At 48.8% G+C, this 15,166-nt stretch carries 15 protein-coding genes; 1 reads left to right on the top strand and 14 read right to left on the bottom strand.

Features of this window, described 5'->3' with window-relative positions:
- Positions 1-30: 30 nt before the first annotated feature.
- The 14 genes from leuB to ilvD all read right to left on the bottom strand — a co-directional run bounded on the left by leuB (position 31) and on the right by ilvD (position 14,034).
- Complete coding sequence (gene leuB / locus J2Y43_RS23855; protein WP_291201285.1) at positions 31-1,101, bottom strand: 3-isopropylmalate dehydrogenase; 1,071 nt, start codon at positions 1,099-1,101, stop codon at positions 31-33.
- A gap of 51 nt (positions 1,102-1,152) precedes the next feature.
- On the bottom strand, positions 1,153-2,715 hold the full coding sequence (locus tag J2Y43_RS23850) for an alpha-isopropylmalate synthase regulatory domain-containing protein (protein WP_309988633.1): 1,563 nt from the start codon (positions 2,713-2,715) through the stop codon (positions 1,153-1,155).
- 106 nt (positions 2,716-2,821) lie between these two features.
- Entirely contained in the window at positions 2,822-3,418 is a 597-nt protein-coding gene (leuD, locus tag J2Y43_RS23845; protein ID WP_309988636.1) for a 3-isopropylmalate dehydratase small subunit, read from the bottom strand.
- Positions 3,419-3,478: 60 nt separating this feature from the next.
- Positions 3,479-3,838, bottom strand: a complete 360-nt coding sequence (locus tag J2Y43_RS23840; protein WP_310226662.1) for a four helix bundle protein — start codon at positions 3,836-3,838, stop codon at positions 3,479-3,481.
- A 52-nt stretch (positions 3,839-3,890) separates the two neighbouring features.
- A complete protein-coding gene (gene leuC / locus J2Y43_RS23835; protein WP_309988642.1) occupies positions 3,891-5,294 on the bottom strand; it encodes a 3-isopropylmalate dehydratase large subunit in 1,404 nt (467 codons plus the stop codon).
- Between the two features lie 203 nt (positions 5,295-5,497).
- Positions 5,498-5,890, bottom strand: a complete 393-nt coding sequence (locus tag J2Y43_RS23830; protein ID WP_309988645.1) for a nucleotidyltransferase family protein — start codon at positions 5,888-5,890, stop codon at positions 5,498-5,500.
- Positions 5,891-5,915: 25 nt separating this feature from the next.
- Complete coding sequence (locus J2Y43_RS23825; RefSeq protein WP_309988646.1) at positions 5,916-6,764, bottom strand: AraC family transcriptional regulator; 849 nt, start codon at positions 6,762-6,764, stop codon at positions 5,916-5,918.
- 3 nt (positions 6,765-6,767) lie between these two features.
- Entirely contained in the window at positions 6,768-7,118 is a 351-nt protein-coding gene (locus J2Y43_RS23820; RefSeq protein ID WP_309988649.1) for a DUF86 domain-containing protein, read from the bottom strand.
- Positions 7,099-7,407 carry a nucleotidyltransferase family protein gene (locus tag J2Y43_RS23815; protein WP_309988651.1) on the bottom strand — a complete coding sequence of 103 codons (309 nt, stop codon included), beginning with the start codon at positions 7,405-7,407 and terminating at the stop codon, positions 7,099-7,101. Before J2Y43_RS23815 ends, J2Y43_RS23820 begins: the two co-directional genes overlap by 20 nt.
- A 63-nt stretch (positions 7,408-7,470) precedes the next feature.
- Complete coding sequence (gene ilvA, locus J2Y43_RS23810; RefSeq protein ID WP_223405915.1) at positions 7,471-8,727, bottom strand: threonine ammonia-lyase IlvA; 1,257 nt, start codon at positions 8,725-8,727, stop codon at positions 7,471-7,473.
- 144 nt (positions 8,728-8,871) lie between these two features.
- On the bottom strand, positions 8,872-9,918 hold the full coding sequence (ilvC, locus tag J2Y43_RS23805) for a ketol-acid reductoisomerase (RefSeq protein ID WP_309988653.1): 1,047 nt from the start codon (positions 9,916-9,918) through the stop codon (positions 8,872-8,874).
- 64 nt (positions 9,919-9,982) lie between these two features.
- Positions 9,983-10,516 (bottom strand): acetolactate synthase small subunit, encoded by a 534-nt coding sequence (gene ilvN / locus J2Y43_RS23800; protein ID WP_223405919.1) that lies wholly within the window; start codon positions 10,514-10,516, stop codon positions 9,983-9,985.
- A 19-nt stretch (positions 10,517-10,535) separates the two neighbouring features.
- Positions 10,536-12,296 carry a biosynthetic-type acetolactate synthase large subunit gene (gene ilvB / locus J2Y43_RS23795; RefSeq protein ID WP_309988657.1) on the bottom strand — a complete coding sequence of 587 codons (1,761 nt, stop codon included), beginning with the start codon at positions 12,294-12,296 and terminating at the stop codon, positions 10,536-10,538.
- 52 nt (positions 12,297-12,348) lie between these two features.
- Positions 12,349-14,034: a dihydroxy-acid dehydratase gene (gene ilvD, locus J2Y43_RS23790; RefSeq protein WP_309988659.1), complete on the bottom strand. Its 1,686-nt coding sequence runs from the start codon at positions 14,032-14,034 to the stop codon at positions 12,349-12,351.
- 328 nt (positions 14,035-14,362) lie between these two features.
- Between ilvD and murQ the strand changes: the two genes are divergently transcribed.
- Entirely contained in the window at positions 14,363-15,166 is an 804-nt protein-coding gene (gene murQ / locus J2Y43_RS23785; protein ID WP_309988660.1) for an N-acetylmuramic acid 6-phosphate etherase, read from the top strand.

Genomic DNA, 15,166 nt, shown 5'->3' with positions numbered 1-15,166 from the left:
AAATATTGTTTGGCAAAACTTTAAAATTTTTTAGATTCTTTTCAAAAGCTCTTCGCCAGCCTGTTGTGTATTCAGGATCTTGTCAGCCGGGGTGGTTACATCGGCAATGTCGCGAGTTCTGAAACCATCTTTCAGCAACTTGTCTACCGCCGAAATAATCGCCTCCGATTCTTCTTTCAGACCAAATGAAATATCGAGGAGCAATGCGGCCGAAAGTACTGATGCCAAGGGGTTTGCAACACCTTTACCGGTAATGTCGTGCGCTGAGCCGTGGATAGGTTCGTAAACACCGGTGCTATCGCCAACTGACGCCGAGGCGAGCATTCCCATGGATCCGGCGATCTGGCTGGCCTCGTCGGTAAGGATATCTCCGAAAAGGTTCGCAGTCACTACTACGTCGAAACGCTTAGGATCTTTGATGAGCATCATCGCAGCTGCATCCACGAACTGGTGCTCAACGGTGATATCCGGATATTCAGGAGCCAAAGCCTGAACCACCTCACGCCACAGACGGCTTGTTTCCAAAACGTTTGCTTTATCCACAGAGCAAAGACGTTTTCCCCGGGTACGAGCAGCTTCGAAAGCTTTGCGGGCAATGCGCTCCACTTCGTAACGGCTGTATTCAGCGATGTCGTAAGCGGTGTTGTTGTCGTTTTTGCGGCCTTTTTCTCCGAAATAAATGTCGCCCGTCAACTCACGGAAGAAAAGGATATCCGAGCCTTTAAGGATTTCAGGACGGATGGAAGATGCACCCAAAAGTTCATCAAACAACTTGATCGGACGGAGGTTAGCATACAACCCGAGTTCCTTACGCATTTTCAGCAAGCCTTGCTCAGGGCGAACTTTGGCAGTAGGATCGTTGTCATATTTCGGGTGGCCAACGGCACCGAAAAGGATCGCGTCGGAGTTGCGCATCTTTTCCAACGTTTCGTCAGGAAGCGGGTTACCTGTTGCTTCGATGGCCACGTGGCCCATCAGTGCCTCGTCGTAAGTGAATTCATGACCGAATTTTTCGGCGATTTTTACCAATACTGCCTTTCCTACCTCTGTAACTTCTTGTCCGATTCCGTCGCCCGGAACGATAAGGATATGCTTTTTCATTAAATTTTTAATTGATAATCAATAAATTATAAACAAAATAAATGCACTGCCTTACGACAATGCACTAGCGATTGGTTCAATCTTAGTTTCGGGAACGCCGATCAGGTTGAGCATTTTCTGCGTCGCCTTGATCGCCGAGAACGTCTGGTCCGAATCCAGACCGCGCGTTTTGACCTCCTTGCCGTTGATCTCCCAGGTAATGATCGTTTCGCACAATGCGTCCGTCTTACCTCCCGGTGGAATTCGCACGGCATAGTCGCTCAGCATCGGCAGCTCGATTCCCTTTTTCTTGTAAATCTTTTTCAATGCATTCATAAATGCATCGTACTGGCCGTCGCCCTGCGCATTTTCCTCAAAAACCTCTTCGCCGAAAGAAATCTGCAATGTGGCGGAAGGTTTCAGGTTTTTGGAATGCGTGAGCACGTAGTTGGTGATTACCACCTTCTCCTCCACGGCACTGCTGTCGAGGATATCGGAAATAATGTACGGCAGATCTTCTGGCGTCACCACCTCCTTTTTGTCGCCCAGCTCGATAATGCGTTGCGTTACCTTTTTCAAATCGGCATCTGAAAGCGAAATGCCCAGGTCGCGCAGGTTGTTCTCGATATTCGCTTTTCCGGAAGTTTTACCCAATGCATACAAACGCTGACGACCGAAACGCTCGGGCATCAGTTTGCTGAAATAGAGGTTGTTCTTTTTATCACCATCCGCATGAATACCAGCAGTTTGCGTAAAAACACTCTCTCCTACAATCGGTTTATTAGCAGGAATGCGAATGCCGGAGAACGTCTCCACCAATTTGGAAATCGAGTACAACGACTTCTCATTCACCGCCGTGGTACATTCCGGCATCATGTCGTTGATCACCGCGATCGTGCTCGCGAGGGGCGCATTACCTGTGCGCTCGCCCATGCCATTCACGGTCAGGTGCAGGCCTTGTACGCCCGCCCGAAGTGCTTCCATCACGTTCGCAACGCCCAGGTCATAGTCGTTATGGCCGTGGAATTCGAAATGCTGATTGGGGTAACGCTCAACGATTTCCTTAATGAATGTATACGACTCAAATGGCGTCAGAATGCCCAACGTATCCGGCAACAAAATACGCTTAACTCGCAAAGTACTCAGAAAATCAAGCGAGTGGAACACATATTCTTTCGAATTGCGCATCCCATTGCTCCAATCTTCGAGGTACACATTGCATTGAATGCCCTTCGTTTCCGCGAGCTCGATCACATTGCGAATGTCTTCGAAATGCGCTTCCGGCGATTTTTTGAGCTGGTGGGTCAAATGGTTCAGCGACCCTTTGGTAAGGAGGTTCATCACCTTCGCACCGGCCTGTACCATCCAGTTAATGGACGCGTCGCCGTCAACGAACGTGAGTACTTCTATTTTATCCAGAAAACCATTCGCACCGGCCCAATCCGTGATTTTTTTAACCGCCTGAAACTCCCCTTCCGACACACGTGCCGAGGCTACTTCAATGCGATCGACCTTCACTTCCTGCAACAGGATCTGGGCGATGGTCAGTTTTTCGGATGCGGAAAACGACACCCCGCTGGTTTGCTCACCATCGCGGAGTGTCGTGTCCATAATTTGTATATAGCGACTACTCATAAGCGGCTGTCGGCCGTCGGCTGTCAGCTGTCGGCTGTCGGCTGTTGGCTATTAACAAAGTATGATAGCCGATTGCCGAAAGCCGATTGCCGAAGTCCGACTACCCTTAAAATATTCTCTCTGCTTCAAATTCCTTGATCTCTCCCTTCATAGCTTGCAGATAATCGATATCGTCGAAGCCGTTCATCAGGTTATGTTTTTTATAACCATTGATGTCGAAAGATTCGCTTTCGCCAGTCGCGAGGATCGTGATTTTCTGCTCAGGCAGGTTCACCTCCAGTTCTGCGTTAGGATCAGCCTCGATCGCTTCGAAGATCCTGTTCAAAAACTCAGGGCTCACCTGCACCGGCAAGATACCGATATTCAATGAGTTACCTTTGAAAATATCTGCAAAGAAGCTGGAAACCACGCAGCGGAAACCGTAATCGTAGATCGCCCACGCAGCGTGCTCGCGGCTGGAACCGCTACCGAAGTTGTGGCCTCCTACGAGGATTTTGCCCGAGTAAATAGGGTTGTTCAATACGAAGTCCTGCTTTGGCGTATCGTCGCCATTGAAGCGCCAGTCGCGGAAGAGGTTGTCGCCAAATCCTTCACGCTTGGTCGCTTTCAGGAAGCGCGCAGGGATGATCTGGTCGGTGTCGACGTTTTCGATCGGCAAAGGCACTGCCGAGCTTTTCAGTATGGTGAATTTATCGTAAGCCATTGTTTATTGGCTGTCGGCTTTCGGCCTTTGGCTTTCGGCTTTTTGAGCCTTGCCTTGTCCTTAACTTTCAGCGTTTAGTTTTTTAATCAAATGATACAGTTGCTTTTTAATCGAAGTGATTTCAGACTGAACTAAATCGTACGAATGAATATCAAGAAATCCCAGATCTTTTGAGAGTAAGCTCAGATACTCCACTTCTTGACAAGACCCGAATGAAATTCCCAGAAATCTGGCAAATTCCCTTTCACTGGTCTTTCCGCATCCCTCGCAGATATTCGTTGGAACGGAAACGACCGCCCGACGTATCTGAGATACAAGCCCGAACTTCTCATCAACAAGAAAGCTCTTTGTCAATCTGTAAAGTTCAAGAACAAGCTTATGGCTCTGTTCCCAAACCCCGTACTTCCTAAAATCCCTCATGATAGTGTGCAACATTAAAGCTCGACTGCCGATAGCCGACAGCCGAAGTACATCAAAGCAGTGTCCTCGGGTCCGTAACCACGCCCGTTACCGCTGCCGCAGCTGCTACGAGCGGGCTCGCGAGCAATGTACGCGCGCCTGGGCCCTGGCGACCTTCGAAGTTACGGTTTGAGGTACTTACCGCATATTTGCCGGCAGGGATCTTGTCGTCGTTCATTGCCAAACAAGCCGAGCAGCCTGGCTGACGGAGTTCGAAACCTGCTTCGGTGAGGATATCCAGGATACCTTCTTCCTTAATCTGAGCTTCTACAATGTGCGATCCCGGAACGATCCATGCCGTCACATTATCCGCCTTTTTGCGGCCTTTCACGATCGACGCGAATGCGCGGAAGTCCTCGATACGGCCATTGGTACAGCTACCGATGAAAACGTAATCGATTTTCTTGCCCAGCATATTTTCGTTCTCATGGAAGCCCATGTAATTCAGCGACTTGTCGTAAGTAGCCTTGCCACCTTCCACCTGATCCGAAGTAGGGATCGCGCGGGTGATACCCTGGCCCATTCCCGGGTTGGTACCGTAAGTGATCATCGGCTCGATGTCGGCCGCGTCGAAGTTATATTCTTTGTCGAAAACAGCGCCTTCGTCTGTTTTCAAAGTTTTCCAGTAAGCCAATGCCTTATCCCACTTCTCGCCTTTCGGAGCTTGCTCGCGACCATTGATGTAGGCAAAAGTAGTCTCGTCGGGAGCGATCATACCGCCACGGGCACCCATTTCGATGCTCATGTTACAGACGGTCATACGGCCTTCCATTGACATATTTTCAAAAACATCACCTGCATATTCAACAAAGTAACCCGTTGCACCGGCAGTAGTCAGTTTTGAGATAATATAAAGCGTCACGTCTTTCGGCGTCACACCTTTGCCCAGCTTGCCATTCACGTTCACACGCATTTTCTTAGGCTTAGGCTGCATAATGCACTGCGAAGAAAGCACCATTTCCACCTCCGAAGTACCGATACCGAACGCGATCGCGCCGAATGCACCGTGGGTAGAAGTGTGCGAGTCTCCGCAAACGATGGTCATACCCGGAAGCGTAATACCGTTTTCCGGTCCAACCACGTGCACAATACCGTTGCGGGCATGGCCCAGTCCCCAGTGTGAAATGCCGTATTTGGCAGCGTTCGCTTCGAGGGCTTTCAACTGGTTCGCCGAAAGCGGATCTTGTACCGGAAGGTGTTGGTTAATAGTCGGGGTGTTGTGATCCGCCGTCGCGAAAGTACGCTCGGGGTACATCACGCCAATGCCTCTGGTTTCGAGTCCCAGGAAAGCAACAGGGCTTGTTACTTCGTGGATGAAATGGCGGTCGATGAAGAACACATCCGGACCGTCCTCGATTTTACGGACAACGTGGGCATCCCACACTTTGTCGAAAAGGGTACTCGCTTGATTACTCATTTTGATTAAAATTAGAATTTCGCCTCGTCGTTCAGGCTTCAAAGAAAGAGCTGATAATCAACGCCTTTCTCAGAAGGAGAACCGACATTACAAATTACCGTATAATTAAAAGAATATGTATAACGGTAACGGTTCAAAAAATAGTGATTTTGGTTTGGGATGATGGTTTGAGCGGAAATCTTTATTCGTAGCGCCTGTCACATTTAAATGTAAATCAGATCCTTCTCGATAAATGGCCAAATATTCGGTTTGACCCCATTCTTACTTACCAGTCCTACTTTCTGCTGCAATAGTTCTTCAAGCTCTCCCGCCAAGTCAATAAATTCGAAACCAACAGGCTGAGAAAATTCGACTAAAATATCCAAATCGCTTCCTTGGCGAGCCTCGTTCCGTGCATAGGAACCGAAGAGTGCAAGTGATCTTATTGGATACTTGGCAAACAGGCTGAGTTTATGCTCATGCAGACAGTCTAAAATTTTTGTTAGCGCACGGTTTCGCATTCTGTGCTCGAATTGGCTCAATGTCATGAAACGCCCTTCGGCAATTTCCTCCCTACCTCTATTAATTCCCTTCAATACTCTATCCGGTAACTTCATAACCTATGGATTTGAAATTAACAATTCACCCCTGCCGCTTCGGCGTAGTCCCGTACTTCTCTTTATAAGTCTTGATGAAATGCGAAACACTCTCATAGCCGATTTCCGTGCTAATCTCCGAAACATTCTTCGTACTATTCCTCAATAGAAAATCCGCATAATCCAGCCGCTTGTTTTTCAGCCACAATGCAGGTGAAGTATTGAATTCCTCCTGAAAGTCCCGCTTGAATGCCGAAAGGCTTCGGCCGGAGAGCCGTGCCAGCTCATTTAATGTCAACGGCTTCAAGTAGTAGCTGTTCATCAAAAACGAAAGATCGACCTTTTCGCCTTTATAGAGACTGTACAAAATACCCCGTAGCTGGTTTGAGTTATCCAGCTCCATCAAATGCAGCAGCAATTCCTGAAATTTCAACCTCAGAAAGTGGTTCTTCAATTCCGTTCGCGAGCGGAAATAGGGAAATACCGATTGGATGAACTTTTCAAAGTTATCATCCGACTTCAAAAGCAAAATCGGGTATTCGACGGCTTCGGTGTCTTTTTGAGCATCAAAAAGCTCCGGGTGCAGGCCTACGAATTCTTTCAGGAGCTTTTCGTCAAAAAAGAACACCAAACTCTTATAAGCCTCATGAATGGATTCCGACATTAAGTAAAATCCCCTCTGAATGAACAGGATATCCCCTTTTTCGACATGCACCTCCTGCGTAGGACTAGTAAATTTCTTCTCGCCTTCCAGCACCACAATCACCGCATGCTCCTCGAAAAACACATCGTATTTGGAAGGGTACACCTCATTCCGATAGGCCACGAAGGTCATGTCCTGAATTTTCAGGGACTCGAATTCCTGGGAGCTGATGTCGGATGGTACGCGGAGCACGGGTTAATTAGATTGTTGCTCCTGGTCGATCACATAATCAATCCAATCTTTGGCAGAAGGAACATTGTTCTGTATTACATCCCAAACAATTGAATAGTCTACTTGGAAATATTGATGAATCAATACATCGCGCAAGCCTGCTAACCTGCGCCAATCGACTTCCGGATATTTATACCTGATTTCATCGGGGACCTTCTTACAAGCCTCCCCAACAATTTCCAAACTGCGGATAAATGCTCTGGACACAAGATCGTCGCCGGTAAACTGTTCGAATGTCAGCCCGGAAGAGCGCTCAGTCAGGAATTGAAGCTCTTTTTGAATATGTTTGAGAAAATCAATCAACAAAGGAGACATACTCAATATCCTTTTTTACTTCATTTTGAACAAAACCTGCCATTCCTTCCCAAGTGAGCAGATCAACTCTTTTTTGGAGAAGTTTTTCCAACAGTTCCGCCATATCGAAGAGATTGCTGAACGTCTTCATACCTGGCCGAAATTCCACCAACAGGTCAACATCGCTAGTCTCTTTCTGTTCTCCACGCGCGAAAGAGCCAAAAAGGCCGAGCCTTTCCGCTCCCAATGCTTTCATTGATGAAGCCTTGCTTTCGATAAGTTGAAGTATTTCCTTTTTAGCTGTAACCATTTGACAAGCATATGTTTTGACAACAAGTTAAAAAAATCTCACCTCATTGCCGCATAACGCATTCTACACCATAAACTGAAACAAATCCGGCTGATCGTTCAAATACTCATAAACCACCCGGTTCGCATCCATTCGCTCGATCAGCGGCGCAAAATCTTCACGGCTTTTTAATTCAATACCCACCAATGCCGGCCCCTGCTCGCGGTTGGTTTTCTTCACGTATTCGAAACGCGCAATATCATCATTCGGCCCGAGTACATTCAAAAACTCGCGGAATGCACCGGAACGTTGCGGAAAGCGAATGATGAAATAATGCTTCAAACCTTCATAAAGCAACGAGCGTTCCTTGATTTCCTCGGTGCGGGTAATGTCGTTGTTGCCTCCGCTGATGAGCACGACGACGTTTTTGCCTTTGATATCTTCTTTAATTAGATCCAAAGCAGCTACCGTCAATGCGCCAGCTGGTTCGGCGACAATCGCTTCTTCATTATAAAGTTGCAAGATCGAGGAGCATACCTTCCCTTCCGGCACAAGCAGGATTTGATTCAAACTCTTGCTGCAAATATCAAATGTAATGTCGCCGGCACGCTTCACAGCCGCGCCATCCACAAACTTGTCAATATTATCCAGCGTCACTACATGCCCTTCCTGAATGGATTTGTGCATGGTCGGTGAGCCTTCCGGTTCCACGCCTATGAGCTGGGTCTTAGGAGAAAGTTGCTTGAAAACAGTGGAAATGCCGGATGCCAGGCCACCACCACCAATAGCCATCAGCAGGTAATCGATCTTGAAATCGGCGTCTTTGAAAATTTCCAGACCGACAGTCCCCTGGCCTTCAATCACCTGCAAATCATCGAATGGATGCACGAAAACAGCATTGGTACTGTCGCGGTAGGCCATGGAAGCATGGTAAGCGTCATCGTAAGTATCGCCTACCAAATGTATTTCAATCCATTCCTGTCCGAAGAGCCGCACTTGTTTTACTTTTTGCGCCGGGGTAGTGGTAGGCATGAAAATAGCGCCCTTCACCTGCATTTTGCGGCATGCGTACGCTACGCCTTGCGCGTGGTTGCCTGCGCTCGCACACACGACCCCACCCGCGAGGGCTTCGGGCGTGAGGCTCGCCATTTTGTTGTAGGCTCCGCGGATCTTATAGGAGCGAACGGTCTGCAAATCTTCTCGTTTGAGGTAGATATTAGCCCCGTACTGCTCCGAAAGATGTGCATTAAAAAATATCGGTGTGTGGTTAATCACCCCGCGCAGGCGTTCGGCGGCGAGGAATATGTTATCGAGAGTCGGAACGGAATGTGAAGTGCTCATAAATGATTCTGAAACAAAAGAGCTTTGCCAAAAGCAAAGCTCCATTTCTATCTTTTGCCCTTGACTTAAGTCAAGGGCAATGGGATTAGGCTTCGCCTAAATTTGGCCTTGCGGCCCTGGCTTCGCCTTTATTTTTTGAAACAATTAGTTTCTCTCTGGGCGCAGACCGCGTACAGTAGTACCAGCTTGCCACATTTCTGATTCGCGCAATTCAGCCAATTCAGCTTCCAGCTTCACGCGGTAGTCAGGCTGTGAGTTGCGGGTGATCGAGATAGTAGCCTGTTCGCCGCTTTTTACAGAGTTGTACAATTGCTCGAAAACAGGCTTGGTAGCGTCACGGAAAGGTTTCCACCAATCCAAAGCACCACGCTGAGCAGTAGTAGAGCAGTTAGCGTACATCCAGTCCATACCGTTTTCAGCAACCAATGGCATCAACGATTGGGTTAGCTCTTCAACAGTTTCGTTGAATGCTTCTGACGGCGTGTGGCCATTCGAACGCAACACTTCGTATTGTGCAGCGAAAATACCCTGAATAGCACCCATCAAAGTACCACGCTCACCGGTAAGGTCGGAAGTTACTTCGCGGTAGAAATCAGTTTCGAACAGGTAACCTGAACCTACACCGATACCCATTGCGATACATTTTTCACGCGCTTTACCAGTAGCATCCTGGAATACCGCGAAAGAAGAGTTCAAGCCTTTTCCTTCCACGAACAAGCGGCGAAGTGATGTTCCCGATCCTTTTGGAGCAACCAGGTACACATCCACGTCAGCAGGAGGAACGATGCCAGTCTGATCTTTATAAGTTACACCGAAACCGTGTGAGAAATACAGTGATTTTCCAGCAGTAAGGTGTTTTTTAACAGTTGGCCAAAGTTCGATCTGAGCAGCGTCAGAAAGCAAGTAGCAAATGATAGTTCCTTTAGCAAGCGCCTCTTCGATATCGAAAAGGGTTTCGCCTGGTACCCATCCGTCAGCAACGGCTTTGTCCCAAGACTTACCACCTTTACGCTGACCAACGATTACATTGAATCCGTTATCGCGCATGTTCAAGCTTTGGCCTGGGCCTTGTACGCCGTAACCAATTACAGCGATGGTTTCGTTAGAAAGTACTTCACGTGCTTTTTCGAGTGGAAATTCTTCACGGGTTACTACTTCTTCTTCGACCCCGCCGAAATTTAATTTTGCCATTGATTATTGATTGGATTATTGATTTACTACGAATTAAAAAGCAATACTACTAAAAGTTGTCCGACTATTGGTAATACTCCCACTCAGCTTCCGGAAGATAATCTACCAGTGTCTGAGGCGATTTACTTACCGCCACACGGCCCGAACGAACGAATTCGAGGATCTCGTGGGGTTTGATATAGTCGAAAAATTCAAAGATCTCCTCCTCTGTTCCCGTTTTCTGGATGATCACATAAGTGAGGTGCCAGTACACGACCCAGGCTTTGTAAGTCTTGTTAATGGTCTCGATATCGAGTGGTTTGGCTCCGATCGGCGTAGAAACCTTGAACAATGCGATCTCATTGTACGCGATGTCTTCATTGAGATAACCGAAAACCGCGAGTACTTCGATGATCTTGCGGATCTGGCGGACGAGCTTCTCCACCGCGTCCCGCGACTCGCTACGGATGACGATCGTAAAGCGGGAAATACCCTTACGCTCGGTTTCCGAAACCGTTAAGCTCTCGATATTAATCCGTCGCCGGGTGAATATCGTCGTGATCTTGTTGAGAATACCGATTGAATTCTCAGTAAAAACACAAATGGTGTATGATGTCATAATTTCCTCCTCTTTTATATTATTCCAAACGGATATCGGCTACGCAGGCACCCGTTGGCACCATCGGGAACACGTTTTCTTCTTTCTCTACCAATACTTCCAGCAGGTAAGGCTTATCGGAAGCCAGCATTGTATCGAGCGACGCGTGCAAATCCTCACGTTTCGCACAAGTGTGGCCGTCGATACCGAACCCTTTGGCAATCGTGATAAAATCAGGGTTTTGCAGCTCCACGAACGAGTAGCGTTTCTGGTGGAAAAGCTGTTGCCACTGACGTACCATTCCGAGAAAGTTGTTGTTCAGAATGATGATTTTCACCGGCAGGCCGCTTTGCGCGATGGTACCAAGCTCTTGAATGGTCATCTGGAAGCAACCATCACCGATAATCGCAACCACTTCGCGGTCCGGCGCACCTACTTTCGCTCCGAATGAAGCAGGCAATGCATAACCCATCGTTCCCAAACCACCCGAAGTGATGTACGAGCTAGGCTTTTTGAACTGATAGTAACGCGCTGCCATCATCTGGTGCTGGCCAACGTCCGCCACGATCACCGCTTCGCCTTTGGTTTTATCCGAAAGCGTACGGATCACTTCTGCCATTTTGATCTTCTCAGTAGTTGGAGCTAATTCCGGCTGGGTGATTTTCTCGTCTTCGATCGCGTCGTACTTCTTGAATTCCGCGATCCAGGCTGCATGATTGTTCGCATTCACCAATGGAAGCAGCTGTTCGAGCGCGATTTTAGCATCACCCACTACCGGCGCATCCGCTTTCACTATCTTGTCGATCTCAGCCGGGTCGATTTCAATATGCACTACTTTCGCCTGTTTCGCATAGCGGCTCAAATCGCCGGTTACCCGGTCGTCGAAACGCATTCCGACGGCGATAATGAGGTCGCATTGGTTGGTGAGCACGTTGGTACCGTAGTTACCGTGCATGCCCAGCCAGCCCATATAATTAGGGTGGTCAACCGACATTGAGGAAAGCCCCAGCAATGTCGAAGCGGCAGGAATATCTGTTTTTTCAATGAAACGGATTAATTCCTGTTCCGCGCCGGCGATTTGCACGCCGTGGCCTACGAAAAGGAAAGGACGCTTCGCCTGGTTGATCAGCTTCGCTGCTGCTGCCAGCTGCTCTTCCTTAGGAGCAAGGCGCGGATGGTAGCTCAGCAAAGTCTCCGTCTTTTTATGTACGAAAGGCTTCGTCATCAGCTTCTGCTGCGCATCCTTGGTAATATCGATCAAAACCGGACCCGGACGGCCTGATTTTGCTATATAAAATGCTTTGGCAATGATTTCAGGGATCTCATCCGCATTGGTGACCTGGTAGTTCCATTTCGTAATAGGAATGGTGATACCCATCACGTCGGTCTCCTGGAATGCGTCCGTACCCAGCAAATGCGAAGCCACCTGACCGATAATGCAGACCATCGGCGTAGAGTCGATGATCGCGTCGGCGATACCGGTTACCAGATTGGTGGCACCCGGTCCCGAAGTAACCAGGCAAACCCCCACCTCACCCGTAATGCGCGCAAAGCCTTCCGCCGCGTGCGCAGCGCCCTGCTCGTGGCGCACAAGAATGTGGTTGATCTGATCCTGATAGTCATAGATCGCATCGTACACCGGCATAATCGCGCCGCCCGGATAGCCGAAAATGGTTTTCACCCCTTCCGCAATCAGCGACTGGATCACCGCATGCGAGCCATTGATCAGCTCCGGCTTGGCCACCGAAACCACCGGTTCCGAGCCCTGAATTGTTGCAGTTTGATTTTCATTAAATCCCATGACCTCTATTTTATTTAGTCGGATGAATCCTCTCCTTAATCTTCACTAATGCTTACGCTTCGTCAGTCACGCAACCTTCGCTGGCCGACTTCACAGTTCTGATATATCTTCCCAGCATACCTTTTGTAAATTTCGGCGCGGGTTGTACCCAGGCTGCTTTGCGGGTTGCCATTTCTTCGTCCGTAATGTGCAGAGTCAGCACGCGGGTGTTGGCATCGATAGAAATACGGTCGCCGTCTTTAACGAGGGCGATCGGGCCGCCGTCGAATGCTTCCGGGGTAATGTGGCCTACAACGAAACCGTGTGTACCGCCTGAGAAACGACCGTCGGTGATCAATGCGATCTTGTCGCCCAATCCTGCGCCCATTACCGCAGAAGTAGGTTTCAGCATTTCCGACATACCCGGACCGCCTTTCGGACCTGCATTGCGGATTACTACCACGTGGCCTGCTTTGATCTCTCCTTTGGCAAGCATTTCGATGATCTCCGATTCGTGCTCGCACACTTTCGCTTCGCCGTCGAATGTCAGACCTTCCTTACCGGTAATTTTCGCAACCGCACCTTCCGGAGCCAGGTTACCGTAAAGTACCTGGATGTGGCCTGTCTGCTTGATCGGTGTTTCAATCGGGAACACCATTTTTTGTGTTTCGAAATTCAAGTCAGGAGCCTCGGCGAGGTTTTCAGCAACTGTCTTGCCTGTTACCGTAATACAATCGCCGTGGATCAATCCTACTGAATACAAATACTTGGTAACGGCAGGCACACCACCGATTTCCAGGATATCCTCCATGAAGTATTTACCGCTAGGTTTCAAATCCGCGATAAACGGTGTACGGTCTGAAATCGCTTGAATATCGTCCAATGTCAATGGAATGCCGGCTGCGCGGGCGATTGCCAGGTAATGCAATGCCGCGTTGGTAGAACCACCCAGCGCCATTACCACCGTCAATGCGTTTTCCAGCGACTTTTTGGTAATAATATCTTTTGGAGTAATGTTCAGTTCAAGCAACTTCTTCATCGCCGCACCGATTTTCTTGCATTCCTCCTGCTTGCCTTCGTGCGTAGCCGGGTACGAGCTGCTGAACGGCAAGCTCAATCCCATTGCCTCGATCGACGACGCCATCGTGTTGGCAGTGTACATACCACCGCAAGCGCCCTGGCCAGGGATCGAATTTTGAATTACTCCTTTATAATCTTCGTCAGAAATATTGTTGGCGAACTTCTTACCCAACGCTTCGAATGCCGAAACGATGTCGAGTTTCTGTCCTTTATAATGTCCCGAGCGGATTGTTCCACCGTACACCATAATAGCTGGACGGTCCAAGCGCGCCATGGCCATAATAGCACCCGGCATGTTTTTATCACAACCCACCACCGCGATCACGCCGTCGTACCATTGTGCAGCCACTACGGTTTCGATCGAATCCGCGATAATGTCGCGGCTTGGGAGCGAGTAGCGCATACCGTCATTTCCGTTGGTCATACCATCCGAAACGCCGATCGTGTTGAAAATCAGGCCCACCATGTCGTTCGCATTCACGCCCTGTTTCACGTACACCGACAAGCCGTTCAAGTGCATGTTGCAAGGGTTACCTTCGTATCCTGTGCTGGCAATCCCGATCTGGGGTTTAACAAAGTCTTCTTCTTTCAAACCAATTCCATAAAGCATTGCCTGCGCGGCCGGATTGGTTACTTCCTGGGTAAGGGTCTTCGAAAATCTGTTTAATTCTGTCGCCATTGGTGAATGATTGTATTTAAAATAAAAACACCCCACTCGGTTAGGTGAGTGAGGTGCCAGTTATGTGCTATCATCCCACTCACGCTATTGCGTGACGATAAGTAGGACCGGGACGATAAGAGTCAGTTTCATTTTTAGCGGAACCTTTGAGTCTAGCGAAATTTCGCTGTTTTTGACTTGGTGTTACAAATTAGAAGCCATTCTTTTTATTTTCCAAACATTCAAAGCTTTTTTTGTTATTAATCTATGATAAATACCAAATTTCCTCCCGGTGCAGGATCGTTATCGGAAAACATTTAATTTTGGATTCCAAAAACCACGAACCACAATGATGACTACCGAAGCGTCTTCGAACTACAATGATCTCGAAAAAATGAGCGTCCACGACATTCTGACCTCCATCAACCGCGAGGATCAGACCGTGCCGCACGCCGTTCAGAAATCCATTCCGCAGATCGAAGCATTGGTGGAGCAGATCGTTCCGAGAATGCAGAAAGGCGGCCGGCTATTCTATATCGGCGCCGGGACCAGCGGACGGCTGGGCGTTGTGGATGCATCGGAATGCCCGCCGACATTCGGTGTGCCGTTTGATCTGGTAGTGGGAATTATTGCCGGCGGCGATACGGCCATTCGCAAAGCCGTGGAGAATGCAGAAGACGACTGGAACCAGGCATGGAAAGACCTGGCGGTTTATACACCTAATGCCAATGATACATTAATAGGAATAGCAGCCTCCGGCCGCACGCCATACGTAATCGGCGGTTTGAATGAAGCACGCAATGCAGGTTTGCTGACAGGCTGCGTGGTTTGCAACGACGGCTCCGCAGTGGCCAAAGCCTGCGAATACCCGGTGGAAATCGTAGTAGGCCCCGAGTTCTTGACCGGTAGCACCCGAATGAAATCCGGTACCGCTCAAAAACTGGCGCTGAACATGATCTCAACCTCAGTCATGATCCGCCTCGGCAAAGTGAAAGGGAATAAAATGGTGGATATGCAGCTCACCAATGAAAAACTGGTCAACAGGGCGTTGCGGATGATCATTGATGAACTGAATATCTCGCCTGACGAGGCCCAATCACTGCTCGAAGAGCACGGAAGCGTCCGCGCGGCCATCGAAGCAGTGAGAAAATAG

This window comes from Dyadobacter sp. BE31 (assembly GCF_031457695.1).
Classification (GTDB): Bacteria; Bacteroidota; Bacteroidia; order Cytophagales; family Spirosomataceae; genus Dyadobacter.
Note: the sequence above shows the minus strand (reverse complement) of the source record. Positions and strands in the feature narration are given on the sequence as shown.